The following is a 25,581-nucleotide window of genomic DNA, read 5'->3' as shown; positions in this document are numbered from 1 at the left end:
CCGACCGGCCGGCCGCCCAGCGTGGCGACCGCGTTGACGGCCTCGCCGACGGCCACCCCGGAGAAGCCCCACCGGGTGCCGGTGCCCAGGTTGCCGGGCCCCTGGGCGACCACGGCCACGTCCGCGTGCAGCACGTGTCGGGCGGCGAGCAGGCCGCCGTGCAGGGTGGTGGCCTCCAGGTCGCCGCCGAACGCCTGCCCGACGGTGATCGTGCCGGCCAGGTCGCCGCGGAGCCCGGCGAGGGTGCGGGAGAACCAGGCCGGCAGTGCCCCGCCGTCGGTGAGCAGGTACGCCACCCGGGCGTGCGGAGCGTCGGCCCGGATGCCGGCCAGGATCGCCGGCAGGGCCGAGTGCAGGTCGGCGGTGACCACCGGCAGGCCGGCCAGGTCGTCGGCGTCGGCGAGCACGTCGCGGTGCGGCGAGGCCTCCTCGTCGACGCCGAGCAGGATCGGTTGCAGCGGCGTGTACCGGGCCTTCACGAGGTGCCCGGCGTCGCGGGTGTCACCGGCGTCCGGCGGGTCCGGCGGCAACCGGTCCGGCAGGGCCACCACCAGGGCGTAACCGCCGGTGCCCAGCCCCATCAGCAGGGCTCCCGCGTTGAGCAGCACCCGGTCGCCGGGCTCGGGGGTGCCGACCAGTTCCGGGTACGCCAGCGCCCGCATCCGCGTGCCGTCGGGCAGGTCGACGTCCAGTTCCACCGCCCCGGTCCACTGCCGTCGCAGCGTCGCCACCGTCCCCGTACGCCATCGCACCATGACGGGCACGCTAGCCGCGCGTGCCCGGCGGCCCGCGCCCGGGTGCGGGCCGTGGCGTGGTTCAGGTCTGCTCGGGGCCGCCGCCGGCGTCCGGGCTCGGCCGGGCCTGGGTGTGCCGGGCGGTGCCGGTGGCGCCGGGCAGCGAACGGGTGGGGTCGAGGAAGACGAAGCGGATCTCCGGGTACCGCTCGGTGAGTCGCCGCTCGGCCTCGTCGGCGGTGGCCTCGATCTGCGCGCCGGTGGCCTCGTCGCGGAAGTCGACCTTCGCGGCGACCAGGATGTCGTCCGGGCCGAGCTGCATGGTGAGCAGGGTGTCGATGCGTTCCACCTCGGGCAGCTCGGCCAGCTCCCGCTCGATCTCCCGACGCAGCCGCGCCGGGACCGCCCGGCCGACCAGCAGCGACAGGTTGTTGGCGGCCAGGATCCCGGCGACGGTCAGCAGCAGCAGACCGATCAGGATCGACGCGACGCCGTCCCACACCTCGTCGCCGGTGGCGTGCGACAGGCCGACGCCGAGGCCGGCCAGCAGCAGACCGATCAGGGCCGCGCTGTCCTCCAGGAAGGAAGACCGCCTTGACGGTGGTGTCGGCGGTCAGCCGCAGGAACCGCCACGGGGTCGTCTCCCAGCGGCGGGACTCGCGACGTACCTGGCGCACCGCCCGGGCCAGCGAGATCGACTCGATGACGAACGACACCCCGAGCACGATGTACGAGATCAGGTAGTCGCCGCTGTGCTCGTGCACCAGGATCGTCGTGACGCCGTGGGTGACGGCGAACCCGGCGCCGGCCACGAAGGTGAACATGGCGGCGAAGAACGCCCAGACGTAGCTCTCCTTGCCGTACCCGAAGGGGTGCCGCTGGTCGGCCGGCCGGGCGCCGCGGCGCAGCGCCTGGAAGAGCAGCACCTCGGTGGTGGTGTCGGCGACCGAGTGCGCCGCCTCGGAGAGCATCGCGGCCGACCCGGAGATCAGTCCGGCGATCAGCTTCGCCACCGCGATGGCGAGGTTCGCGGCGCCCGCGACGACCACGGTGCCGACGCTCTCGCTCTCCGGCCTGGCCTCCGCTTGCGACATGAGAGCCACCCTATGACCGGTGGTGGCGGCGCGCCGCGGTAGTGGCCCGCGACACCACCGATCCGAACAGATGTGCGGCACGCCCGCGCGGGTGCACGGCTCGGGCGCGTCGGCTGCTAGCGTCTACCCGTGTCGCGGACCCGCACCGAACGCCTGGTCAACCTGGTGATCTGCCTGCTGTCCACGCGACGGTTCCTGACCGCCGCGCAGATCGCCGCGACCGTGCCCGGCTACGAGCACGATCCCGACGACGCGCGGGACCACGAGGCGTTCCAGCGCAAGTTCGAACGGGACAAGGCCGAGCTGCGTGAGCTGGGCGTGCCGTTGGAGACCGGGACGGCCAGCGCCTTCGACGCCGAACCGGGCTATCGGATCGCCCACCGTGAGTACGCGCTGCCGGACATCCCCCTGGAACCGGACGAGGCCGCTGCGGTGGGCATCGCCGCCCGCCTGTGGCAGCACGCCGGGCTGGCCGCCGCCGCGTCGTCCGGGCTGGCCAAGCTGCGCGCCGCCGGCGTGGACGTGGACCCGCAGGCCACCCTCGGCCTGGAGCCGATGGTCACCGTCGACCCGGCGTTCGCGCCGCTGACCGCCGCTGCCCGGGACCGCCGCGAGGTCGGCTTCGACTACCGGGTGCCCGACCGCGACGCGCCCAGCCGCCGCCGGCTCCAACCGTGGGGCGTGGTCTGCTGGCGCGGCCGGTGGTACGTGGTCGGCCACGACCTGGACCGCGCGGCGACCCGCTGCTTCCGACTGTCCCGGGTGGTCGGTGCCGTCCGGGTGACCGGCGCGCCCGGCGCCTACCAGCCGCCGGCCGGTGAGGACCTGATCAACCACGTGGCCCGCTGGTCGGGGCCGGTGGAACGGACCGGCCGCGCCACCGTGTTGGCCGTGCCGGGCCGGGCCGCCGGGCTGCGCCGCTGGGCGGTCGAGGTGACCGCCGGGCCCGACGGCGACCGGCTGGTCCTGCCGTACGCCGACCCGGACGGGCTGGCCGGGCACCTCGTCGGGTACGGCCCGGACGTGCGGGTGCTCGACCCGCCGGAGGTCCGCGAGGCGGTCATCCAGCGGCTCAAGGAGATCGCCGTGCGCCACGACGAGCTGACCGTGACCGGAGGTGCCCGGTGACCCGTCCCGCCGCCCGGGGTGGCTCCCGCGCGTCCGCCGACCGGTTGGCCCGGCTGCTCAACCTGGTGCCGTACCTGCTGGCCCGGCCGGGCATCGAGATCGCCGAGGCGGCCGGTGACCTGGGTGTCACCGAGCGGCAGCTCCGGGAGGACCTGGAGTTGCTCTGGGTGTGCGGCCTGCCCGGGTACGGCCCCGGTGACCTGATCGACATGGCCTTCGACGGTGACCGGGTGACCATCACCTACGACGCCGGTATCGACCGGCCGCTGCGGCTCACCCCCGACGAGGCCCTCGCGCTCGTGGTGGCGCTGCGGATGCTCGCCGAGACGCCCGGGGTGGCCAACCGGGAGGCCGTCGAGCGGGCCCTCGCCAAGATCGAGGACGCGGGCGACCTGGTGGGCGCGCCGGTGGCGGTCCGGCTGCCTGGGGACAACCGGCGGGTGGAGGCGCTGCGCGCGGCCGTGGAGGGCGGGAAGGCGCTGCGGATCACCTACTACACGGTGGCCCGGGACGAGACCACCGAACGGGTCATCGACCCGCTGCGGGTGCTGATGGTCGGTGGCCGGGCGTACGTGGAGGCGTGGTGTCGACGCGCGGAGGCGGTCCGGCTGTTCCGGGCCGACCGGATCGACGCGATCACCGAGTTGGACGAGCCGGCGACGGTGCCGCCGCAGGCCGTGCCGCACGATCTCACCGAGGGCGTCTTCCGTCCCTCGCCCGACCTGCCGCTGATCACCCTGCGGGTCGGACGGGGTGAGCGGTGGATCACCGAGTACTACCCGTGCGAGCGGGTGGAGGCCGGCGACGGCGACCAGTGGCTCGTCTCGCTGCGGGTGACCGACCTGGGGTGGGCGCGTCGGTTCGTGCTCGGGCTCGGCCCGGAGGTCACCGTGGTGTCCCCGCCCGAGTTGGCCGAGCAGGTCCGGGCGACGGCGGCCGCCGCGCTGGACGCGTACGCGGTGCCCGCGGCCGTCGACCCGGCGGTGCTCGGTGGCGCGCCGTCGGGCGACCCGGCGGTGGCGGGCCGCACCAAGTAGGCTGGCCGCCGTGCTGATCTGGATCGTGCTCGCGGTGGTGCTGCTCCCGCTCGTGGCGCTGGCGCTGGCCGTGCGTCCGGTGCTGACCCGGCTGCCCCGTCTGCGCCGGGCGGCCGTGGCGTTGCAGCGGCGGGCCGCCGAGGCCGACACGCTGCGGGAGTCCGCCGAGGCGTTGCAGGAACGCGCCGAGGGGGTCCAGCGGCAGCTCGACACCGCGCAGCGGCGGCTCGCGGTGATCAAGGCCAAGCGCGGCTGACCGACCGGCGTCGCCGCACCCCACCCGCGGCGGTTGACGGATCATCACGCGTTGGTCGAGACTTCACCGGCCGGGGCGGACCACCACCACCCGGCGGGTGGCAACCGACCGATCCGCACGTACGATGGGCTGCGTACCACCCCCGGACACAGAGCGACTGGAGCTTCTCATGGGTGCCCTCAAGCCGTGGCACATCGCAGTTCTCGTGGTTGTGCTGATCCTGCTCTTCGGCGCGAAGCGGCTTCCTGACGCGGCCCGTTCGCTGGGCCGTTCGCTGCGGATCATCAAGGCCGAGACCAAGAGCCTGCAGGACGACGACCGCGACCTCGCCGAGAAGGCCGACGCGCAGGCCGGCTACCAGCCGCTGCCGCCGCACGCCGGGCAGCAGGCGCCGTACGCCGGTCAGCCGCAGCAGGCTCCGTACCAGGCCCCGCCGCAGCAGCCGGTCGTCGACCCGGTGCACCGCGTCCGCGACAACTGACCGAAGGGCCCGAGTCCCGTGGCCTTCGCACTGCGTAAACGCGGCCCGAGCAGTTTCCAGCGGGCCGCCGACGGTTCGATGACGCTCATCGAGCATGTCCGCGAGCTGCGCAACCGTCTCTTCCGCGCGTCCGTGGCGATCCTGATCGGCTTCGGCCTGGGCGTGTGGCTGGCCAAGCCGGTGCTGCACCTGCTGCAGCAGCCCTACTGTGACCTGCCGCAGGCCCGGATCGTCAACGGCAAGTGTGAGTTCGTGCAGCTCGGCCCGGCCGACCTGTTCCTGCTCAACCTGAAGGTCGCGCTCTGGGTCGGCCTGATCGTGGCCGCGCCGGTGTGGCTCTACCAGCTCTGGGCGTTCATCGCGCCCGGGTTGCACCGGCACGAGCGGCGCTACGCGTACTTCTTCACCGCCCTGGCCGCGCCGCTGTTCGCGGCCGGTGCGGTGCTGGCGTACTTCGTCACGGCCAAGGGCCTGGAGTTCCTGCTCAGCATCTCGGACAGCGAGATCAGCACGACACTGGAGATCACCAAGTACATCTCCTTCGTCACCAACCTGATCCTGCTGTTCGGTGTGGCGTTCGAGTTCCCGTTGATCGTGCTGATGCTCAACTTCGTGGGCATCGCCAGCGCGAAGCGGCTGCTCAGCTGGTGGCGTGTGGCGATCTTCGTGTTCTTCGCGTTCTCCGCCGTGGTCACCCCCACCCCGGACCCGTTCGGGATGACCGCCCTGGCGATCTGCCTGTCCGCGCTCTACTTCGGTGCGGTGGGCATCGCCTTCATCAACGACCGGCGGCGCGGGCGTGGCAAGGAGATCTACGCCGGCATCGACGACGACGAGGTGTCGCCGTTGGAGTACGACGCGGATCCGGTCGTGGCCGGGCAGCGGGTCGACGCGTCCGCGCCGATCGGTGCGCCCGAGCCGATCGCGAAGCCAGCGCCGATCGAGCGTCGTTACGACGACATGACCTGACGGCTGCGCGCCGCCCGGTTCGCCGACGCCGTCCCCGTTGTCCGGGGGCGGCGTCGGCGCGTCACCCGCCGCGCCGGCGCCGGGACCGGCCGTGACGGTGCCTGCCCCCGGTGAACGGCGGGTGACCGACCGGTACGGTGCTGCCCGTGACCGCAGACGATCACCTGCCCGGCCCGGTCGCCGTGCTCACCAACCCGACCGCGGGGCGGGGACGCCACCGCGCCGTGCTGCCCCGGCTGCTGGACGGGTTGGCCGCCGCCGGCCGGCCGGTCCGGCTGCTGTCGGCGTCCAGTCCCGCCGAGGCGGAGGCGGCGTGCCGTGCCGCGGTCGCCGAGGGCGCCGGTGCGCTCGTCGCGATCGGCGGGGACGGGACCGTGCATCGCGCGTTGCAGGCGGTCGCGGGCACCGGCGTGCCGTTCGGGCCGGTGCCGGCGGGCACCGGCAACGACTTCGCGCTGGACACCAGCTTTCCCGCCGATCCGCTCGCCGCGGTGGCGGTCATCGCCGACGCGCTGCGTGCCGGCCGGACCCACGTGGTGGACCTGGCCCGGATGACCGGCGCCGACGGCGTCGAACGCTGGTACGGGGCGGTCCTCGCGGCCGGGTTCGACGCGATCGTCAACGAGCGGGCCAACCGGATGCGCTGGCCGCGCGGCCCCCGCCGGTACGACCTGGCGATCGTGGTCGAGCTGGCCCGGCTGCGGCCCCGCCGCTACACGCTGCGCCTCGACGGGGTGCCGCACGAGCTGGACGCGGTGCTGGTGGCGGTGGGCAACTGCCCCACCTACGGCGGTGGGATGCGCATCTGCCCCGATGCCGACCCGACCGACGGGCTGCTGGACGTGGTGGTGGCGGGCCGGGTCAACCGGCGGACCCTGATCCGGGTGAAGCCGCGCATCTACCAGGGCACCCACGTCAGCCACCCGTTGGTGACCAGCTACCGGGCCCGCACCGTGGAGCTGGCCGGCGAGGGCATCACCACGTACGCCGACGGGGAACGCTCCCTGAAGCTGCCGGTGACGATCAGCGCCGTGCCGGGCGCCCTGAAGCTGCTGCGCTGACCCGCACCGCGCCGATGCTCGCCACGATGACCAGCACGATGGCGGCGCACTCCAGCAGGGTCAACGCCTGACGCAGCACCAGCCACCCGGCGAGCGTGGCGATGGCCGGGCCGAGGCTCATCAGCACCGCGAAGGTGGCGGTGGGCATCCGGCGCAGCGCCAGCAGCTCCAGCGTGTACGGCAGGCCGGAGGCGAGCACCGCGAGGGCCGTACCGAGTGCCAGGACCGGCGGGTCGAGCAGTACCGCGCCGCCGTCGACGATGCCCAGCGGCAGGGTCACCAGCGCGGCGACGGTCAGCGCCAGGGCCAGCCCGTCCGCGCCCGGGAACCGGCCGCCGACCCGGGCGCTCAGCACGATGTACGCGGCCCACATCGCGCCCGCGCCGAACGCGAACGCCACCCCGGCCGGGTTGAGCCGGTCGAAGCCGCCCTGCCCGAGCAGCGCCACCCCGGCCAGGGCGAGACCCGCCCAGCACCAGCTGACCAGCCGGCGGGCCGTGCACACCGACAGCGCCAGCGGCCCCAGCACCTCCAGGGTGACCGCCGGACCGAGCGGGATGCGTTCGATGGCCTGGTAGAACAGCGAGTTCATGCCGGCCAGCGCCAACCCGAAGCCGCCCGCCGCCAGCCAGGCCGACCGGTCGTGCCCGCGCAGTCGGGGCCGGCACACGACGAGCAGCAGCATCGCCGAGATCGTCAGCCGCAGGGTCACCGCGCCGGCCACCCCGGTACGCGGGAAGATCAGCGCGGCCACGGCGGAGCCGAACTGCACCGACAGCGCCCCGCCGAGCACCAGCCCCACGGCGGCGACGCCACCACGGCGCTGCAGAGGCGCGTCGGCCGGTCGCGGTGTGGGCAGCAGGGTGTCGGTCACGGGCACGACGCTAGGCGGTCGCCGTCGCCCACCTTCCGGCGGTGTCCACCATCCTGACGGCGGAGGGCGGCCGGTACGGCGACGGCGAGCTACCGGTGAGCCGCATGCCCGTCCGACGGCACCGCAGCCGCGGGTCAGGCGGGCAGGGCCAGGTCCAGGACGGCGCCGAGCCCGTTCTCCCGACCCGGGTCGGCGGCCGGGAGCACCAGCACCGCGCAGCCGGCGGCGACCGCGCCCGCGTCCGCCGGGGTGTCGCCGACCATCAGCGTCTGCTCGGGGTCGACGCCCAGCATCCCGCAGGCACGCCAGAAGATCGCCGGGTCGGGTTTGCAGCGCCCCACCTCGTACGACAGCACGAACGCGTCGACCAGGTCGGTCAGGCCCCAGGCGTCGAAGTGTGGCCGCAGGTCGAAGCCGATGTTGCTGACCACCGCCACCCGCACCCCGGCGTCACGCAGCGCGGCCAACGTGGGGGCGGTGTCCGGGTACGGCAGCCAACCCTCGGCGATCAGCAGCCGCTCGTAGAGAGCGTCGGCGAAGCCCTCGATGCCCGCGTCGACGGTCTCCGCGAGACCGGTGTACGCGCCCCGGTGGGCGTGCGGGTAGAGATCCCGGTCGGCCCACAGCTCGGCCAGCCGGGGCGGCACCCGCGCCGGCAGTGGCCCTCCGGCGCGCCCGGCGGTCAGCAGCCGGTCGGCCAGCGAGGTGGCCCGGACCCGGTCCAGGGTGACCCCACAGGCCGCCGCGGCCTCCAGCACCCACTGCCGGGGCTCCTCGACCTGGGCGAGGGTGCCGTGGAAGTCGAAGAGCACCGCCTTGACGGGCCGTCGGGACGCCCGCGGGGCGGCCGCGGCCTCGGCGCTGCCCGGCGCAGGGGTCTGGGGCGGTTCGGCATGGTCCGGCACGCCGTGCACCCTACCGACCCCCGCCGACGACCCCTCCGGACGGCCTTGTGGGGTGTCCTGTCCTGGCACGCACTAATCTTGGTGCCATGTCGAGCCCCGCCGAGCGGTACTCAGCGGCGCGCCGCCGAGCCGCGCAGGCCGCACAGTTCCCGGCGCTGGACGAGTTCGCCCTTGACCTGGGGTTTGACCTCGATGACTTCCAGCGGGAGGCGTGCCAGTCGCTGGAGCGGGGCAGCGGCGTTCTGGTGTGCGCCCCGACCGGAGCCGGCAAGACCGTGGTGGGCGAGTTCGCCGTACACCTGGCTCTGCGCGGGCGGCCCGGCGACCCGGCGGCGGCCGACGACGCGGCGACGCCGCCGACCCGGCGCAAGTGCTTCTACACCACGCCGATCAAGGCGCTGTCCAACCAGAAGTACCACGACCTGGTCGCCCGGTACGGCGCCGAGCAGGTCGGCCTGCTCACCGGTGACAACGCGATCAACGGCGACGCGCCGGTGGTGGTGATGACCACCGAGGTGCTGCGCAACATGCTCTACGCGGGCTCCAGCACCCTGCAGGGGCTGGCGTACGTGGTGATGGACGAGGTGCACTACCTGGCCGACCGGTTCCGCGGCGGCGTGTGGGAAGAGGTGATCATCCACCTGCCCGCCTCGGTCACTTTGGTCTCGCTGTCGGCGACCGTCTCCAACGCGGAGGAGTTCGCCGACTGGCTGGTCACCGTGCGCGGCGAGACCGCCGTGGTGGTCAGCGAGCACCGGCCGGTGCCGCTGTGGCAGCACATGCTGGTCGGCAAGCGGATGTTCGACCTGTTCCACGACGCCGACGCGGCCCGCAAGCACGACGTGCACCCGGAGCTGCTGCGCTACACCCGCGACCAGATGCGCCGCCTGGAGCTGGGGGAGGGCCGCAGCGCCGGGCCGGGCTCCGGTCGGCGCGGCCCCCGGTGGCGCGGCCCGATGCGCCCCGACATCGTCGACCGGCTGGACCGGGAGGGTCTGCTGCCGGCGATCCTGTTCATCTTCAGCCGGGCCGGCTGCGCCGCCGCGGTGCAGCAGTGCCTGGCCGCCGGCCTGCGGCTCACCTCGCCCGACGAACGCGCCGAGATCCGCCGGGTCGTCGAGTCCCGGGTCACCGCCATCCCCGGCGAGGACCTGTCGGTGCTGGGCTACTGGGAGTGGCTCGACGGCCTCGAGCGCGGTCTGGCCGCCCACCACGCCGGCATGCTGCCGGTGTTCAAGGAGGTCGTCGAGGAGCTGTTCGTCCGCGGTCTGGTCAAGGCGGTCTTCGCCACCGAGACCCTCGCGTTGGGCATCAACATGCCGGCGCGCTGCGTGGTGCTGGAACGCCTCGTGAAATACAACGGCGAGGCGCACGTCGACCTGACCCCGGGGGAGTACACGCAGCTCACCGGTCGGGCCGGCCGGCGGGGCATCGACGTCGAGGGGCACGCCGTCGTGGTGTGGTCCCCGGAGACCGACCCGCGGCACGTGGCCGGGCTCGCCTCCACCCGCACCTACCCGCTGCGCTCCAGCTTCCGGCCCTCGTACAACATGGCGGTGAACCTCGTCGGCACGGTCGGCGCGGAACCCGCCCGGGCGTTGCTGGAGTCGTCGTTCGCCCAGTTCCAGGCGGACCGGTCGGTGGTCGGCCTGGCGCGGCAGGTGCAGCGCAACACCGAGACCATCGAGGCGTACGGCGCGGAGGCCGCCTGCCACCACGGCGACTTCGACGAGTACTTCGCGCTGCGGGTGGCGATCGCCGACCGGGAGAAGGCCATCGCCCGGCAGGGGCAGACGCAGCGCAAGGCCGCCGCCGTGGCGTCGTTGGAGCGGCTACGCGTCGGCGACGTGATCCGGGTGCCGTCCGGCCGCCGCGCCGGCCTGGCCGTCGTGCTGGACCCGGCCACCGGCGGGTTCGGTGAACCCCGGCCGCTGGTGCTCACCCAGGACCGCTGGGCGGGTCGGGTCAGCCCCGGCGACTTCACCACCCCGGCCGAGGTGCTGGCCCGCATCCGGGTGCCCAAGCACTTCAACCACCGGTCGCCGGGTGCCCGCCGGGATCTGGCCGCCGAGGTCAGCGGCACCGGCCTGGACCGGCACGGTGGCCGCCGGGGCGGCCGTTCCCGGCAGGTGGCCGGCGAGGACCACCGGCTCACCCAACTGCGCGGTGAGCTGCGCCGCCACCCCTGTCACGCCTGCCCGGAGCGGGAGGAGCACGCCCGGTGGGCGGAGCGACGCCGACGGCTGGAGCGCGACACCGAGGAGCTGCGCGAGCGGGTCTCCGGGCGTACCGGGTCGCTCGCTCGCACGTTCGACCGGATCGTCGCGTTGCTGACCGACCGTGGCTACCTCGCCGGCGACGGTGCGGTGACCGACGCCGGCCGGATGCTGGGGCGGATCTGGACGGAGGCGGACCTGCTGGTCGCCGAGTGCCTGCGCCGGGGCGTGTGGGACGGCCTCTCCCCGGCTGAACTGGCCGCCGCGGTGTCCGTGGTGGTCTTCGAGGCGCGCCGCGACGTCGACGAGCGCGCGTCGTTGCCGCGTGGCCCGGTGGCCGACGCGGTCGACGAGACGCTGAAGCTGTGGGGCGAGATCGAGGCCGACGAGGCGGCCCGGGGCCTGACCGCGACCCGCGAACCGGATCTCGGTTTCGCCTGGCCGGTCTTCCGGTGGGCGCGGGGTGAGGCGCTGGCCAAGGTGCTCGGCAGCGGGCACGAGATCGACGGCGAGATGCCGGCCGGTGACTTCGTCCGCTGGGCGCGGCAGGTGGTCGACCTGCTCGGTCAGCTTTCCGACTCCGGGGGCGCGTCGCCGGAGCTGCGCTCCACCGCCCGGCAGGCGATAGCGGCCATCAACCGGGGTGTACTGGCGTACCACACCTCCGCCTGATCATCACTTTCGGTCAACGCCGCTATCGAATCGACGCATCGGACGGTCACCGCGACGGCACCCCCCGGATAGCCCGGGGGGCGCTGTTGCGGCTGCTCGGAGCACCCCTGATCATGGCCCGAGCGCCGTGTTTACGCGCCGGTAACGAATGGGGAGAAGACCGCCGTGGCGGAGATCAATCACTTTGAGTACGGGTGGATCACGCCCGCGCTGAGCTACGCGCTGTCCGTGCTCGGGTCGATCCTGGGGCTGGTCTGCGCCGGGCGCATCCGTACGGCCCGCACCGCCGGGCAGCGCGCCTGGTGGGGCCTGCTGGCCGCCTGGGCGCTCGGCGGCACCGCCATCTGGGCCATGCACTTCATGGCCATGCTCGGCTTCGCCGTCGACGGCACCCGGATCCGCTACGACGTGCCGCTCACCGCCGCCAGCACCGCCATCGCCGTGGTCGCGGTCGGCATCGGCCTGGCCATCGTCGGCACCGGCCGCCTGAACCCGGCACGGCTGATCGCCGGCGGCATCTTCACCGGCGCCGGCGTCGCCGCCATGCACTACACCGGCATGGCGGCGATGCGCCTCAACGGCGACCTCGGCTACGACACCACCCGGGTCGTGCTCTCGGTGGTCATCGCGGTCGTGGCGGCCACCGTCGCGCTGTGGCTCGCGATGACCGTCCGCCGCGCGGTGGCCATCTTCGGCTCCGCGCTGGTGATGGGCGTCGCCGTGAACGGCATGCACTTCACCGGCATGAGCGCGGTCTCGGTGCACCAGCACGAGACCCGTGGTGCGGTGACCGGCGCCAGCGTGGGCGCGCTGCTGGTGCCGATCGTCCTCGCGGTGATTTTCGGGGTGGTCGGTCTGCTCTACGCGCTGCTCGCCGCCCCCACCGACGACGACCGGGCCGCCGCCGCGTACCTGGACGCACGGCGGTTGCCCGAGCCGGCCCCGGCGGCACCCACCGCGGCACCGGACCCGGTCGGGCTGCGTGCCCGCTCCACCCTCGGCCAGCCCGGCACTCCGTTCCCGTCCCGGCGGGACAACCCGCCCCGGTAGGCGATCCCGGCGTCAGGTCTCCCGCTCTGCCATCCGCAGGTGGTGTCGGTGTTGAATGTGAGAGCCGCTCGACAGCGGCTCGGCACCGGCAACCACAGAGGAGACAGAGTTGAACTTTCTGCGCCTCGGCCCGGCCGGTCGGGAGATCCCGGTCGTCCAGCGTGACGGTACGACCTTCGACCTGCGCACCCTCACCGCCGATCTGGACGGGGCGTTCTGGTCGTCGGACGGGATCGCGCGTACCCGGGCCGCGCTCGACCGCGGCGAGTTGGTCGAGCTGCCCGACGCGGACACACTGCGGGTTGGGGCGCCCATCGCGCGCCCCAACAAGATCGTCTGCATTGGACTGAACTACCGTGACCACGCCGCGGAGACGGGTGCGCCGCTCCCCGCCGAGCCGGTGGTCTTCATGAAGGACCCGATGACGATGGTCGGGCCGTTCGACGACGTCCACGTCCCGCGCGGCTCGACGCAGACCGACTGGGAGGTCGAACTCGCGGTCGTCATCGGTACGACCGTTCGCTACGCCGGGTCCCCGGAGCACGCTTTGCGGCACGTCGCCGGGTACGCGGTGTCGCACGACGTCTCGGAGCGTGGTTTCCAGCTTGAGCGCGGCGGTCAGTGGGACAAGGGCAAGAGCTGCGAGACGTTCAACCCGCTGGGGCCGTGCCTCGTGCCGGCGGACGAGGTGGACGATCCGCAGGCGCTGTCGCTGCGGTTGTGGGTCAACGGGCTGCTCCGCCAGGACGGCACGACCAAGGACATGATCTTTCCGGTCGCGCACGTCGTCTGGTATCTCAGCCAGTTCATGGTCCTGTATCCCGGCGACGTGATCAACACGGGGACGCCGGCCGGGGTGGCACTCGGGCTGCCGGATCATCCGTACCTGCGCGCCGGTGACGTGGTGGAGCTGGAGATCACCGGCCTGGGGCGGGCGCGCCAGACGCTGGTGGCGGCATGAGCGGGGAGTTCGCCGGGCTGAGCGCGATCGTCACGGGTGGCTCGTCCGGCATCGGTCGCGCCACCGCCGAGGAGCTGCGCGCCCGGGGTGCCCGGGTGGCCGTCCTCGACCTCGACCCGAGCGGGCTCGCCGAGGACATCGCCGGCTTCGCCGCCGACGTGGCGAGCCGTCCGTCGGTGGCGACGGCGGTTGCCGCGGCCGCCGACGCGCTCGGCGGCATCGACGTGGTGGTCAACAACGCCGGGGTCGGAGCGACCGGCACCGTCGTCGACAACAGCGACGACGAGTGGCACCGCGTGCTCGACGTCAACGTGGTCGGCATGGCGAGAGTCGTCGGCGAGGCCCTGCCGTGGCTGCGCCGCTCCGAGCACGCGTCGGTCGTCAACGTCTCGTCCATCGCCGCGCTCAACGGCCTGCCGGGGCGGGCGCTCTACTCGGCCAGCAAGGGTGCGGTGCTGTCGCTGACCCTCGCCATGGCCACCGACCACGTCCGCGAGGGCATCCGGGTCAACTGCGTGTGCCCCGGTACGGCGGACACACCGTGGGTCGGGCGTCTGCTGGCGCAGGCGGAGGATCCGGCCGCCGAGCGGGTGGCGCTGCGGGCCCGCCAGCCGATCGGACGCCTGGTGACGCCGGAGGAGGTCGCGAACGCGATCGTCTACCTCGCGTCGCCGAGGGCGGGTTCCACCACGGGTACGGTGTTGGACGTCGACGGTGGAGTCACCCACCTGCGGGTGCGGCCGTGACGACGGTCGGGGGTGTGCCGTGCGGATCGCGCTGTTCGTGACCTGCCTGGCCGACACCATGTTCCCGCAGGCGGCGACGTCGACGGTGCGCCTGCTGGAACGGCTGGGCCACGAGGTGGTCTTTCCGCCGGGGCAGACCTGTTGCGGGCAGATGCACACCAACACCGGCTACCGGTCCGACGCGGTGCCGTTGGTGCGCCGGCACGTACGGGTCTTCGACCCGTACGACGTGATCGTCGCGCCGTCGGGCTCGTGCGTGGGGGCGGTGCGGCATCAGCACGCGATGGTGGCCCGGCACGCCGGCGACCGGGCGTTGACCAGTCGGGCCGAGTCGGTGGCGGCGCGCACCTACGAGTTGTCCGAGCTGCTGGTCGACGTGCTCGGGGTGACGGACGTCGGCGCGTACTACCCGCACCGGGTGACGTACCACCCGACCTGCCACTCGTTGCGGATGCTGCGGGTCGCCGACCGGCCGCGGACGCTGCTGGCGGCGGTGCGCGGCCTCGACCTGGTCGAGTTGCCGGCCGCGGAGCAGTGCTGCGGGTTCGGCGGCACGTTCGCCGTGAAGAACGCGGAGACCTCCACGGCGATGCTGGCGGACAAGATGCGCCACGTGCTCTCCACCGGCGCCGATGTGTGCACCGCCGGCGACGCCTCCTGTCTCCTGCACATCGGCGGCGGGTTGTCCCGGCTGCGGACCGGCGTGCGGACGGTGCACCTCGCCGAGATCCTGGCCTCGACCGAGCAGGAATCGGCGGTGCGACGGTGACCCGCCGGACGTTCCTCGGTATGCCGACGACCGCCCCGCCCGGCGTGGGGCACCTGCGCGGCGACGAGTCGTTCCCGGCGGCCGCGCGACGCAGCCTGACCGACCCGCAACTGCGGCGCAACCTCCGGCACGCGACGACCACGATCCGCGCCAAGTCCGCCGGCGTGATCGCGGAACAGTCGGACTGGGAGCAGTTGCGGGCGGCCGGCGCGGCGATCAAGGCCGACACCCTGCACCGGCTGCCGGAGCTGCTCGAACAGCTCGAGGCGAGGGTCACCGAGGCCGGTGGGGTGGTGCACTGGGCGGCGGACGCGGTGCAGGCCAACGCCATCGTGACCGACCTCGTCCGGACGGCCGGCGCGGACCGCGTCATCAAGGTCAAGTCGATGGCCACCCAGGAGATCGGCCTCAACGAGGCACTGCACGCCGCCGGCGTCACCGCCGTCGAGACCGACCTGGCGGAGCTGATCGTGCAGCTCGGCGACGACCGGCCGAGCCACATCCTGGTTCCCGCGATCCACCGCAACCGGGCCGAGATCCGGGAGATCTTCCTGCGCGAGATGCCTGGCGTCGACCCGGAGCTGACCGCCGATCCGGCGGCCCTCGCCGCCGCCGCGCGCCGCTTTCTGCGGGAGACGTTCCTGAGTACGCCCGTCGCGGTGTCCGGGGCGAACTTCGCCGTCGCCGAGACCGGCACCCTGGCCGTGGTGGAGTCCGAGGGCAACGGGCGGATGTGCCTCACCCTGCCCCGAACGTTGATCACGGTGATGGGCGTGGAGAAGGTCGTGCCGACCTGGCGGGACCTGGAGGTGTTCCTCCAACTGCTGCCCAGGGCGTCGACGGGGGAGCGGATGAACCCGTACACGTCGATGTGGACCGGGGTCACCCCGGGCGACGGGCCGCAGGCGTTCCACCTGGTCCTGTTGGACAACGGGCGCAGCGCGGTGCTCGCCGACGAGGTCGGGCGGCAGGCGTTGCGGTGCATCCGCTGCTCGGCCTGCCTCAACGTGTGCCCGGTGTACGAGCGTGCCGGTGGGCACGCGTACGGGTCGGTGTATCCGGGGCCGATCGGTGCCGTGCTGTCGCCCCAGCTCACCGGCATCGACGACAACGCCTCCCTGCCGTACGCGTCGACGCTGTGCGGTGCCTGCTACGACGCCTGCCCTGTGAAGATCAATATTCCGGAGGTGCTGGTGCACCTGCGTGCCGAGGCGGTCGACGCGCGTCGCCGGCCCACCGCCGAGTCGATCGCGATGGCCGCCGCCGCGTACACGATGGATCATCCCCGGCTGTACGAGGCCGCGCAGCGCGCCGCCCGCATGAGCCGGGTCGCCGGCCGGCGCGGACGGGGTCTGCCGCCGCCGTTGAACGGCTGGACCGGCAGCCGGGACCTGCCGGAGCCGCCGGCGCAGACGTTCCGCGAGTGGTGGGCCGACCGATGAGCGCCCGGGATCTCGTCCTCGGCCGACTGCGGGCCGCACTCGCCTCCGGCGCCCATGCCCCGGTCGAGGTGCCGCGCGACTACCGGCACACCGGCACACTCGACCTCGACCAGCTGGTGGAGCGGCTGACCGACTACCGGGCGCACGTGCACCGGGTCGTCGAGGCCGCCGTCGCCGACACGATCGCCGACATCCTGCCGGCCGGTGGCACCGTCGTCGTACCCCCGGGTCTGCCCCCGGCCTGGCTGCCGCCGACGGTGACCGCCCTGCCCGACGACGGCCTCGACAACATGCGGATCGGCGCCGCGGACGCCGTCGTCACCGGCGCCGCCGTCGCCGTCGCCCAGACCGGCACGGTCGTCCTCGACGGCTCGCCCGACCAGGGGCGGCGGGTGCTCAGTCTGCTGCCGGACCGGCACGTGTGCGTGCTCCGGGCCGACCAGGTGGTGGCCACCGTGCCGGAAGCGCTCGCCCGGCTGACGCCGCACCGTCCACTGACCTGGATCAGCGGTCCCTCGGCCACCAGCGACATCGAACTGATCCGGGTGGAGGGTGTGCACGGCCCGCGCCAGCTGCACGTCATCCTGCTGCCCTATCGTGAATGAATGATCACGTGCGTCGTGCACTACACCATCGACCCGGCGCAGATCGAGGCGTTCGAGCGTTTCGCCCGCGCGTGGATGGAGCTCGTGGCCCGGCACGGTGGTGTGCACCACGGCTACTTCCTGCCGGCCGAGGGCGCCAGCGATCGGGCCGAGGCGCTGTTCAGCTTCGAGAGCCTGGCGGCGTACGAGCGGTACCGGGTCCGTTTCGGCAGCGACCCGGATTTCGTGGCGGCGGACCGCATCCGCGACGAGTCGGGCTGTGTGCTGCGCTACGAACGAACCTTCATGCGTCCACTCCTGCCGGACGACGGAGCGGCCGCCGCGCGCTGACGCGGACCGTGCGGGGAAGGGTGGACCCCGCACGGTCCGTGTCAGCTCAGCGGCGCGGCCTGGGCGTGCCGCGGGGCAGGACGTACGGCGGCCCGGCGACGATCAGGTCGGACTTCAGCTCCTGGTACGCCCGCTTGGGCTGGTAGTTCTCGTCATAGATGGTGGCCAGACCCTCCGGGGGGTCGTTGAACCAGTCCGGCACCCACGAGTACCTGTCGGTGAAACCCCAGACGGTGTACGACAGGCAGCTCCGTACGGCGAGGCACGCCTTCATCAGCACGCTGAAGTTGGCGGCCGACGCCTGCAGACGGGGGTTGATCTCGTTCGCGTCGCCGGCCTGGACCGCCTCGGTCATCTGGCTGCGGACGTCCACCTCGGTGAACGCCGTGGCGAGGCCCAGCGCGGCGAACCTCTTCAGCGCGGCGGTCACCTGGAGGGTGTCGAAGTTGCCGTACTGGGTGCCGAGGTGGCCCTGTGAGCCCACGCCGTCGATCGGGACGCCCTGCCGGAGCAGGTCTCTGGCCATGTCGTACACGAACTGCGTCTTGTCGTCGGCGGGGTTGCCGGAGCCGAACGTCTCGATGTTGTAGTCGTTGTAGAACAGCAGCGCCTTCGGGTCGGCGGCGCGCGCCCAGCGGAACGCGTCGGCGATGTAGCCGGGGCCCAGGTTCTGCGCCCAGAAACCCTTGTAGTGCAGCGTGGACGGGGTGTCCCACGGGTCGCTGACCGCCTCGTTGACCACGTCCCACTGCCAGATCTTGCCCTTGTAGCGGTTGACGACCGTGGTGATGTGCTTGCGGAGCAGCTCGCGGAGCTCCTGCTTGCTGATGGAGCCGTCGGCGACGCCGCTGGTCAGCCAGGTGGGCAACTGGTTGTGCCAGACGAGCACGTGACCGCGCACGCTCTGCCGGTTGCGTTTGGCGAACTCGACGAGCTGGTCGGCCTCGGCCCAGTTGTAGGTGCCGCGGGTGGGCTCCAGGCTCTCCCACTTCATCGCGTTCTCCGCGGTGACCGAGGAGAACTCGGTGCTGGCCAGCCGGCGGTACTGCGGGTCGGTGGCGTCGTTGAGGGCCGTGGCGTTCACGGCGGTGCCGATGTGCAGGCCGTGGCGCTGGCCGAGCGTCGCCAGGCTCTGCGTGGTCGGGTCGTACGGCCGGCTCGCGGTGGCCGGCACGGTGTTCAGCGCCGCGACGGTCGCGACGGCGACCACCCCGACGGTGAGCCACTGCCTTGGCTTCATCTGCCTTCCCTTCGACGTTGATCGACAATCTTCGATCATGGGCGCGAGAGTTCGGGTCCGGTGCGGATGTGCGGGGCCGGTGCCGGTCGTTCCGGAGCGGGGCCGGAAACGTGCCCGAAACGTTAAGCCGATCGATGTCCGGCGTCAACCGTGGAAATTTTCGGAAATACGTCCGATGACCTGCGATCCGGTCGGGTGGAGCGCGACCGAAAGTTTCGGCGGCGGAGGGCGCGGTGTGGGCCAGCGGACAGAATCGCCGGGCAGGACGCGGGGCACTGACGGGACCGGCCATGATGGTCCGGTGAAGATCCTGTCCATCCAGTCGTCGGTCGCCTACGGCCACGTCGGCAACTCCGCCGCCGCATTCCCCCTGCAACGGCTGGGGCACGAGGTCTGGCCGGTCCTGACCGTGCACTTCTCCAACCACACCGGGTACGGCGCGTGGCGCGGGCCGCTGCTGGATCCGGCCCAGGTGGCCGAGGTGATCGCGGGGATCGCGGACCGGGGGGTCCTCGGCAGCGCCGACGCGGTGCTGTCGGGCTACCAGGGCGACCCGGCGATGGGCGCGGTGATCCTCGACGCGGTGGACACCGTCAAGGCGGCCAACCCGGACGCCGTGTACTGCTGCGACCCGGTGCTGGGCGACGTCGGCCGGGGCATGTTCGTCCGCCCGGGCATCCCGGAGTACATGCGCGACGTCGTGGTCCCGCGCGCGGACATCATCACCCCGAACCACTTCGAGTTGGACTTCCTCGCCGGCCGCGCGACCACCACCCTGGCCGAGGTGCTGGACGCGGTCGACGCGGTACGCGCGACCGGGCCACGGCACGTGCTGGTGACCAGCGTGTTGCACGCCGACGTGCCGGCGGGATCACTGGAGGTGGTGGCCGTCTCGGACGACGGCGCCTGGTCGGTGACCACGCCCCTGCTGCCGATCAACCCGAACGGTGGCGGCGACGTCACCGCGGCGCTCTACCTCGCGCACCTGTGCACGACGGGTTCGCCCGCGACGGCGCTGGAACGCACCGTCTCCTCCGTCTTCGCCGTCCTGGAGGCCACCCTCGCGGCGGGCACCCGGGAGATCCAGCTCATCGCTGCCCAGGACGCGATCGCCGCGCCGCCGGCGCGGTTCGCCGCCCGGCGACTGCGCTGAGGCGACCTACGAGGTGATCCGGAAGGTGGCGTCCTGCCGGTCACCGGCGCTCGAACTGCCGCTGAGCGGGTCGATGCGCGGCAGGTAGGTGGCGTGTCGCAGGTAGCGGGTCGGGACGTTGTAGGAGCGCAACGACGTCCAGGTGGCGTCGGCGAGGCCGGGCACCGTTCGCCACATCTGGATGGGTAGCGGCTCGGGTGGGTGCGAGCCCTGGCAACCCCTTGTCGGTCGGCACCGACGCCGCCCGGGGTGCCACCGCGGCGATGCTCCCGGGTGCGCACCGGCCGCAGGCCCGGACGGCGGCCGATCCGGGGCGCGGTCGCGCCGCGTGTCGACGCCATCCGCCGTCGTCCGTGACGGAGGGTCAGCGCGAGACGTGCGGTTCCTCCGTTGACGGCCGGCGTGCCGCTCAGTACGGTCCATCGTAAATCTTAGATGTCAGCGTCGATACGACAATGCGGCAACGCGATTACGTCGTTGATATTGCACACCCTGAAATCCCAGGTCAAGCAGGCGACAATCGGGCTCGGGAGGTGCCCTTGGCAAGGTGTTAGCGCTAACAGATCACGAGCAATCACGTCGATCACGGTCCGGGATGGGATCCGGTCGATCGGCAGCCGGCGTCGCGGCAGGCCGCCGCGACCCTCTCAGGGAGTAACCGTGAAGGTGGCACACCGAACCACAGCACGCAGCAGGTCCGGCGCCAGGCGCGGCATCGCCTGGCTGATGAGCCTGGTCTGCGTCCTCGCACTGGTCCCGGGCACGGCCAGGGCGGACAACCCGATCGTCCAGCACATCTACACCGCCGATCCGGCCCCGTTGGTGCACAACGGCAGGGTGTACCTCTACACCGGCCACGACGAGGACGGCTCCACGTACTTCACGATGAAGGAGTGGCGGGTCTGGTCCTCCGCCGACATGGTCAACTGGACCGACCACGGCTCGCCACTGAACATCAGCACCTTCAGTTGGGCGAGCGCGAACGCGTGGGCCGGCCAGGTCGTCGCCCGCAACGACAGGTTCTACTGGTACGTGCCGGTGACCAACCGGGCGACCAACTCGATGGCGATCGGCGTGGCGGTGGGCGACAGCCCCACCGGACCGTTCCGCGACGCCATCGGCCGACCCCTGGTGGGCAACGGCGAGATCGATCCGACCGTGTTCATCGACGACGACGGTCAGGCGTACCTGTACTGGGGCAACCCGAACCTGTGGTACGTCAAGCTCAACCCGGACATGATCTCCTACTCCGGTGCGGCGACGAGGATCGCTCTCACCACCGCCGGATTCGGCACCCGAAACGGCAACGCGAGCAGGCCCACCCTCTACGAGGAGGGGCCCTGGGTCTACAAGCGCAACGGCACGTACTACAACGTGTTCGCGGCGGAGTGCTGCTCCGAGTTCATCGCCTACTCGACGGCCCCCGGCCCCACCGGACCGTGGACCTACCGGGGCACCATCATGCCCCGGCAGGGCGGCAGCTTCACCAACCACGCCGGCGTCGTCGACGTCAACGGCGGCTCGTACTTCTTCTACCACAACGGCGCCCTGCCCGGTGGTGGCGGCTACACCCGTTCGGTCGCGGTGGAGAAGTTCAGCTACAACTCCAACGGCACCTTCCCGACGATCAACATGACCACCACGGGTGCGCCGCAGGTGGGCACGCTGAACCCGTACGTGCGGCAGGAGGCCGAGACGATCGCCTGGGGCTCCGGCATCGAGACGGAACCGTCCAGTGAGGGCGGGATGAACGTCGGCTGGATCGAGAACGGCGACTACATCAAGGTCAAGGGCGTCGCGTTCGGCGCGGGCGCGACCTCGTTCGCCGCCCGGGTCGCCTCGGCGGGCAGCGGTGGCCGCATCGAGGTGCGGCTCGACAACAGCACCGGCCCGCTGGTGGGTACCTGCACCGTTCCGGTCACCGGTGGCTGGCAGACCTGGACCACCAGCACCTGCGCGGTGAGCGGGGCGACCGGGACGCGCGACGTGTTCCTCCGCTTCGCGGGTGGCAGCGGCAACCTGTTCAACGTGAACTGGTGGCAGTTCAGCGGCACCGGCGGCAGCGGTGGCAACCTGCTGACCAACGGCAACCTGGAGAGCGGGACGACGGGTTGGGGTGTGGTGGGCAGCGGCACATTGTCGTCGAACACGGCCGTCGTGCACGGCGGCACCGGCTCCCTGTCGATCACCGGCCGGACCGCGTCGTGGAACGGCCCCGGCCAGGACGTGACGTCGAAGCTCACCAACGGCAAGAGCTACACCACGAGCGTCTGGGTACGGTCGCAGAGCGGAACGCCGTCGGCGAAGGCGACCCTCTCCCTGACCGCCAACGGCACGACGAACTACCTGCAACTGACCCCGGCGACCGGGGTGAACGCCAACGGGTGGACCCAGCTCACCGGCACCGCGACCGCGTCGTGGAGCGGGACGCTGACCGGTGCCATCTTCTACGTCGAGACCGCGGAGGGGACCGACAGCCTCCTCGTCGACGACGTCTCGTTGCAGTGACGCACGGGGTGCCGGGGTCGCCTGCGTGCGGCTCCGGCACCCGACGCACCGCCATTCGTTACGACTTGACGAACGGCATGTTATCGCTCACAGTCGATGGTTGAGGACGGCCGCACCCGAGGTTCACCGGGCGAGCCCGCTGGCCGTACCTCGGAGCACGACGTCCGCCCAGGGCATGCCGGGCGTCGTGTCAGGACTCCCATCAGTGGGTGCCGTTGACGGCGACCGGGCTCTTGCCCGTCATGGTCTCGCCAGCTTGGGACGAAAACGTGGTCGGACCGGCGTCGACATCGTCGACGCCTCCGACGCCGCACCTTCACCGCTGGAACACCACCACAGAGAAGGAACCCACATGAACCACGCAAGAGCCCTGCGAGCGGCGGTGACCATCGCCGTCACCGGCGTGCTCGCCGCCGGGATGGCGATGACGCTGTCCACCGCCGCCAGTGCCGGGACGACCCTCGGGGCGTCGGCGGCCGAGAAGGGCCGCTACTTCGGCGCGGCCGTCGCGACCGGCAAGCTGTCCGACAACACGTACGTGACCGTCCTGAACCGCGAGTTCAACAGTGTCGTGGCCGAGAACGAGATGAAGTGGGACGCCACCGAGCCGCAGCAGGGCCGGTTCAGCTACACCGGTGGTGATCGTCTGGTCAGTCACGCGCGCGCCAACGGGATGAGCGTGCGGGGTCACACCCTGCTTTGGCACGGGCAGCAGCCGGGCTGGGCGCAGGGGATGTCCGGCAGCGCGTTGCGCAGTGCGGCGATCAACCATGTCACTCAGGTGGCGACGCATTTCCGGGGGCAGATCTATGCCTGGGATGTGGTGAACGAGGCGTTCGCCGATGGTGGCGGCGGTGGTCGGCGTGATTCGAACCTGCAGCGCACTGGCAATGACTGGATCGAGGCGGCGTTCCGGGCCGCGCGGGCCGCGGATCCGGGTGCGAAGTTGTGTTACAACGACTACAACACCGATGGCATCAACGCGAAGTCGACCGGCGTCTACAACATGGTGCGGGACTTTACGTCGCGTGGCGTGCCGATCGACTGCGTCGGCTTCCAGTCGCACCTGGGCACCACGATTCCCGGTGACTACCAGGCGAACCTGCAGCGTTTCGCCGATCTCGGCGTGGACGTGCAGATCACCGAGCTGGACGTGATGACCGGCGGCAACCAGGCCAATATCTACGGCACGGTCACCCGGGCCTGCCTGGCCGTCTCGCGCTGCACCGGCATCACGGTGTGGGGCGTGCGCGACTGCGACTCCTGGCGAGGATCGGACAACGCCCTGCTGTTCGACTGCGGCGGCAACAAGAAGGCCGCGTACACCTCCGTCCTCAATGCCCTCAACGCCGGCGGCACCACGCCTTCGCCCACGACCCCGCCGCCGGGCCCGGGTGGATGCTCCGCGTCGGTGTCGCTGAACTCGTGGACCGGTGGATTCGTGGCCACCGTGACGGTGACCGCCGGTTCGTCCGGCACGAACGGCTGGACCGTCAGCATGACGCTTCCGGGTGGTGCGAGCGTCACCAACACCTGGAGCGCCACGGCCAGTGGCTCCACCGGCGCCGTCCGGTTCACCAATGTGGACTACAACGGGCGGCTCGGCGCGGGCCAGGTCACCGAGTTCGGCTTCCAGGGCAACGGCAGCGGAGCCGGCCTGACCCCCACCTGCTCGGCCAGCTGAATTACGGCGTCGGTGCGGAGGACCACCACCGGTCCTCCGCACCGACCCGCCTGTTGCGGGGGCCGCCTCACTCGGACGCGACGGGCAGTTCGATCGCCGTGGCACCCACGACGGCCTGGTTGCCGTCGTGCTGCACGTAGCCGACCACCGCGGCCTGCCGGGGGTCCAGGTCCGGCGGCGTCCGCAGATCCACCCGGCCCTGCCCCGCGTTCAGCGCCGCTCGGCCTGGTAGTCCACCTCCACCCGACGGCCCCCGTCACGGTTCCGCACCGGCAGCGCGAGGGGCGTGGTGGCGGCCGACGTCAGCACGGACGCGATCGTGTCGGCCGCCCGTCGCCGGTCGGACCCGACGAACTCCGCCGTGCCGTTGACGATCATCTGCGGGGTGTAGAGGCGCCCGGGGCCGAACGCGCGGGCAACTCGAGCCTGGGAGGTGAACAGCCCCACGACGGCGAAACCGGTCGACGGGTCCGTCACGGCGCGTCTTCTTCCACGGGCCTGCTGGCGGGTCTGCGGTTCCCGTTACGGGGCGTTGCCACGTAGCGTGACCTCCCCACCAGCGCCGGCGCGGTTGAGGTCGTGAACCGAAGCGCGCCCTATCTCGTTGCATCGTTGGTGGTGCAGTGCTCGCGGTAGGCGTGGCAGGGGGAGCAACACGACGCTTGGGTTGGTCGGATGCCATAGCGCGCATAGCTAACCTGCACGACTGACAGTCGAAAGTGGCAAGTCCTATTTGTTGGGGGGGTCATGCATCAAGCTGAAAAGCCCAGAGGCAGCGATGAACAAGAACCGTACGTCCGAGCGGGCATGCTTTACAGGGCCTTTACTGAAGAATCATTCTTCGAATCAAAGGACAAGCGCAAAGGGCGCCTTGAGCGTTTGTTGTACGCGGTTTTTTCGCGGAGTGGTGGTGATGAGGCGGAAAAAATCGGGAAAATTCTCGGGCACCAGGAGTTCAACCCGACTCGACAGCTGGAACTCTCTGATGCTGTCGCCGAAATCCGCGATGACTACACCGCGCTTGCCGGTATTCAGATAGACAAGCTCTGCCCGCGCGTGGGCGTCTCTTTGATTCCGCTGGAAGAGGTGCAGTCAGCTCTCTCGGGCCTGAGTAGAATGGAGGCCCATGCGGACAGGGAAACAAAGCTCGATGTGACTAAGGAGGCCAAATCTGATCTCGAGTCATACCGCAATCTTGCGAGAGGAAAGGCAGCCGTAATCGATGAAGTCGCAATTTACCGGTATGCCAGTGTCCAGTTGGTTACATCAAACGCGAGTAGCTTCACCAGGGGCTTCAAAGAGGCGAGTGGTCCTGCTAGAGTGGCGAACGTAGCCGGCTTGAGCTCGTCGATCGGATACGGGGGCCGGCCCCCAAGCGGGAGCGTCGTTAGTCGTCCGGCTGGGGCGCAGCAATTCCCTGCATCGTCGAGTCAGTCGCTGCGGTGACCAGGGCGTTCACAAGGGATCTGTTGGCTAACTCGCTGTGATCTTGGCTGTCTGGCAGAGGCTCTTTAAGGGTGTTCGGGGCCGGGCCGGGGCCACGGCCCCGGCGTTGTTCGGGAGTGTCCGGTTTGATCATGGTTTGTTAGATGCCGTAGACGGCGAAGGTGTCGGTGCGGTCGTGGAGGTCTCGGCGGGCGTGGGCGATGTTGGCGCGTCCGGCGAG

At 71.7% G+C, this 25,581-nt stretch carries 26 protein-coding genes and 1 pseudogene; 18 read left to right on the top strand and 9 right to left on the bottom strand.

All coding sequences use genetic code 11. The annotated features are described in order from the left end of the window. The 3 genes and pseudogenes from F8271_RS16735 to F8271_RS33220 form a co-directional block, all read right to left on the bottom strand. Nucleotides 1–755: DUF3866 family protein (locus F8271_RS16735; RefSeq protein WP_151490694.1), on the bottom strand; the 755-nt coding region annotated here is incomplete at its 3' end. 61 nt (nt 756–816) lie between these two features. Then, nucleotides 817–1,236: a cation diffusion facilitator family transporter gene (locus F8271_RS33225; protein ID WP_225854582.1), complete on the bottom strand. Its 420-nt coding sequence runs from the start codon at nt 1,234–1,236 to the stop codon at nt 817–819. A 151-nt stretch (nt 1,237–1,387) separates the two neighbouring features. Next, nucleotides 1,388–1,828 (bottom strand): annotated as a pseudogene (locus tag F8271_RS33220) (cation diffusion facilitator family transporter); the annotation flags it as partial. Nucleotides 1,829–1,957: 129 nt separating this feature from the next. On the opposite strand from F8271_RS33220, the gene F8271_RS16725 reads away from it, so the two are divergent. The 6 genes from F8271_RS16725 (at nt 1,958) to F8271_RS16700 (ending at nt 6,760) form a co-directional block, all read left to right on the top strand. Continuing rightward, nucleotides 1,958–2,956, top strand: coding sequence for a YafY family protein (locus tag F8271_RS16725; protein WP_151490693.1), 999 nt, complete (start codon nt 1,958–1,960; stop codon nt 2,954–2,956). Further along, complete coding sequence (locus F8271_RS16720; RefSeq protein ID WP_151490692.1) at nt 2,953–3,993, top strand: YafY family protein; 1,041 nt, start codon at nt 2,953–2,955, stop codon at nt 3,991–3,993. The genes F8271_RS16725 and F8271_RS16720 overlap by 4 nt, the downstream gene beginning before the upstream one ends. Before the next feature lie 10 nt (nt 3,994–4,003). After that, nucleotides 4,004–4,249 (top strand): hypothetical protein, encoded by a 246-nt coding sequence (locus F8271_RS16715; RefSeq protein WP_151490691.1) that lies wholly within the window; start codon nt 4,004–4,006, stop codon nt 4,247–4,249. A 169-nt stretch (nt 4,250–4,418) separates the two neighbouring features. Continuing rightward, complete coding sequence (gene tatA / locus F8271_RS16710; RefSeq protein WP_139584298.1) at nt 4,419–4,730, top strand: Sec-independent protein translocase subunit TatA; 312 nt, start codon at nt 4,419–4,421, stop codon at nt 4,728–4,730. A gap of 18 nt (nt 4,731–4,748) precedes the next feature. Beyond that, nucleotides 4,749–5,699 (top strand): twin-arginine translocase subunit TatC, encoded by a 951-nt coding sequence (gene tatC, locus F8271_RS16705; protein WP_151490690.1) that lies wholly within the window; start codon nt 4,749–4,751, stop codon nt 5,697–5,699. 137 nt (nt 5,700–5,836) lie between these two features. Beyond that, nucleotides 5,837–6,760: a diacylglycerol kinase gene (locus F8271_RS16700; protein WP_151490689.1), complete on the top strand. Its 924-nt coding sequence runs from the start codon at nt 5,837–5,839 to the stop codon at nt 6,758–6,760. On the opposite strand, the gene F8271_RS16695 is transcribed toward F8271_RS16700, so the two are convergent. Together F8271_RS16695 and F8271_RS16690 are read right to left on the bottom strand one after the other, a co-directional pair. After that, on the bottom strand, nt 6,723–7,640 hold the full coding sequence (locus F8271_RS16695; protein ID WP_370461920.1) for a DMT family transporter: 918 nt from the start codon (nt 7,638–7,640) through the stop codon (nt 6,723–6,725). The two genes, F8271_RS16700 and F8271_RS16695, sit on opposite strands and share 38 nt — an antisense overlap. A 128-nt stretch (nt 7,641–7,768) precedes the next feature. Continuing rightward, nucleotides 7,769–8,539, bottom strand: a complete 771-nt coding sequence (locus F8271_RS16690) for an HAD family hydrolase (RefSeq protein ID WP_151490688.1) — start codon at nt 8,537–8,539, stop codon at nt 7,769–7,771. A gap of 86 nt (nt 8,540–8,625) precedes the next feature. On the opposite strand from F8271_RS16690, the gene F8271_RS16685 reads away from it, so the two are divergent. The 8 genes from F8271_RS16685 to F8271_RS16650 all read left to right on the top strand — a co-directional run bounded on the left by F8271_RS16685 (nt 8,626) and on the right by F8271_RS16650 (nt 17,330). After that, entirely contained in the window at nt 8,626–11,427 is a 2,802-nt protein-coding gene (locus tag F8271_RS16685) for an RNA helicase (RefSeq protein WP_151490687.1), read from the top strand. A gap of 165 nt (nt 11,428–11,592) precedes the next feature. Continuing rightward, a complete protein-coding gene (locus F8271_RS16680) occupies nt 11,593–12,477 on the top strand; it encodes an MHYT domain-containing protein (protein ID WP_151490686.1) in 885 nt (294 codons plus the stop codon). Between the two features lie 109 nt (nt 12,478–12,586). Then, nucleotides 12,587–13,438: a fumarylacetoacetate hydrolase family protein gene (locus F8271_RS16675; RefSeq protein ID WP_151490685.1), complete on the top strand. Its 852-nt coding sequence runs from the start codon at nt 12,587–12,589 to the stop codon at nt 13,436–13,438. Then, on the top strand, nt 13,435–14,184 hold the full coding sequence (locus tag F8271_RS16670) for an SDR family NAD(P)-dependent oxidoreductase (protein ID WP_151490684.1): 750 nt from the start codon (nt 13,435–13,437) through the stop codon (nt 14,182–14,184). The genes F8271_RS16675 and F8271_RS16670 overlap by 4 nt, the downstream gene beginning before the upstream one ends. 19 nt (nt 14,185–14,203) lie before the next feature. Then, on the top strand, nt 14,204–14,953 hold the full coding sequence (locus F8271_RS16665) for a (Fe-S)-binding protein (RefSeq protein ID WP_151490683.1): 750 nt from the start codon (nt 14,204–14,206) through the stop codon (nt 14,951–14,953). Nucleotides 14,954–14,973: 20 nt separating this feature from the next. Then, entirely contained in the window at nt 14,974–16,395 is a 1,422-nt protein-coding gene (locus F8271_RS16660) for a LutB/LldF family L-lactate oxidation iron-sulfur protein (protein ID WP_151490697.1), read from the top strand. Further along, nucleotides 16,392–17,000, top strand: a complete 609-nt coding sequence (locus tag F8271_RS16655; protein ID WP_192580315.1) for an LUD domain-containing protein — start codon at nt 16,392–16,394, stop codon at nt 16,998–17,000. The genes F8271_RS16660 and F8271_RS16655 overlap by 4 nt, the downstream gene beginning before the upstream one ends. Next, nucleotides 17,001–17,330 carry an NIPSNAP family protein gene (locus F8271_RS16650; RefSeq protein WP_151490681.1) on the top strand — a complete coding sequence of 110 codons (330 nt, stop codon included), beginning with the start codon at nt 17,001–17,003 and terminating at the stop codon, nt 17,328–17,330. 46 nt (nt 17,331–17,376) lie between these two features. On the opposite strand, the gene F8271_RS16645 is transcribed toward F8271_RS16650, so the two are convergent. After that, nucleotides 17,377–18,570, bottom strand: a complete 1,194-nt coding sequence (locus F8271_RS16645) for an endo-1,4-beta-xylanase (RefSeq protein ID WP_151490680.1) — start codon at nt 18,568–18,570, stop codon at nt 17,377–17,379. 301 nt (nt 18,571–18,871) lie between these two features. Here F8271_RS16645 and pdxY point away from each other — a divergent pair, with 301 nt between their 5' ends. After that, complete coding sequence (gene pdxY, locus F8271_RS16640) at nt 18,872–19,723, top strand: pyridoxal kinase PdxY (RefSeq protein ID WP_151490679.1); 852 nt, start codon at nt 18,872–18,874, stop codon at nt 19,721–19,723. 6 nt (nt 19,724–19,729) lie between these two features. Here pdxY and F8271_RS33215 read toward each other — a convergent pair whose 3' ends face one another. Next, nucleotides 19,730–19,888: an AbfB domain-containing protein gene (locus F8271_RS33215; RefSeq protein WP_255473704.1), complete on the bottom strand. Its 159-nt coding sequence runs from the start codon at nt 19,886–19,888 to the stop codon at nt 19,730–19,732. A gap of 561 nt (nt 19,889–20,449) precedes the next feature. On the opposite strand from F8271_RS33215, the gene F8271_RS16630 reads away from it, so the two are divergent. After that, nucleotides 20,450–22,231, top strand: coding sequence for a family 43 glycosylhydrolase (locus tag F8271_RS16630; protein ID WP_151490696.1), 1,782 nt, complete (start codon nt 20,450–20,452; stop codon nt 22,229–22,231). A gap of 352 nt (nt 22,232–22,583) precedes the next feature. Then, nucleotides 22,584–23,915, top strand: coding sequence for an endo-1,4-beta-xylanase (locus F8271_RS16625; protein WP_225854579.1), 1,332 nt, complete (start codon nt 22,584–22,586; stop codon nt 23,913–23,915). A 67-nt stretch (nt 23,916–23,982) separates the two neighbouring features. Here the strand turns inward: F8271_RS16625 and F8271_RS33840 are convergent, their stop codons facing one another. Together F8271_RS33840 and F8271_RS16620 are read right to left on the bottom strand one after the other, a co-directional pair. Next, the gene (locus F8271_RS33840; protein WP_255473703.1) at nt 23,983–24,108 is read right to left on the bottom strand and encodes a hypothetical protein; all 126 of its coding nucleotides are present in this window, start codon (nt 24,106–24,108) and stop codon (nt 23,983–23,985) included. A 17-nt stretch (nt 24,109–24,125) separates the two neighbouring features. After that, nucleotides 24,126–24,392: a DUF1223 domain-containing protein gene (locus F8271_RS16620; protein ID WP_151490677.1), complete on the bottom strand. Its 267-nt coding sequence runs from the start codon at nt 24,390–24,392 to the stop codon at nt 24,126–24,128. Nucleotides 24,393–24,662: 270 nt separating this feature from the next. On the opposite strand from F8271_RS16620, the gene F8271_RS16615 reads away from it, so the two are divergent. Next, nucleotides 24,663–25,361, top strand: coding sequence for a hypothetical protein (locus F8271_RS16615; RefSeq protein ID WP_151490676.1), 699 nt, complete (start codon nt 24,663–24,665; stop codon nt 25,359–25,361). Nucleotides 25,362–25,581: the final 220 nt, after the last annotated feature.

The organism is Micromonospora sp. ALFpr18c, from assembly GCF_008868155.1.
In the GTDB taxonomy this organism is placed as follows: Bacteria; Actinomycetota; Actinomycetes; order Mycobacteriales; family Micromonosporaceae; genus Micromonospora.
Note: the sequence above shows the minus strand (reverse complement) of the source record. Positions and strands in the feature narration are given on the sequence as shown.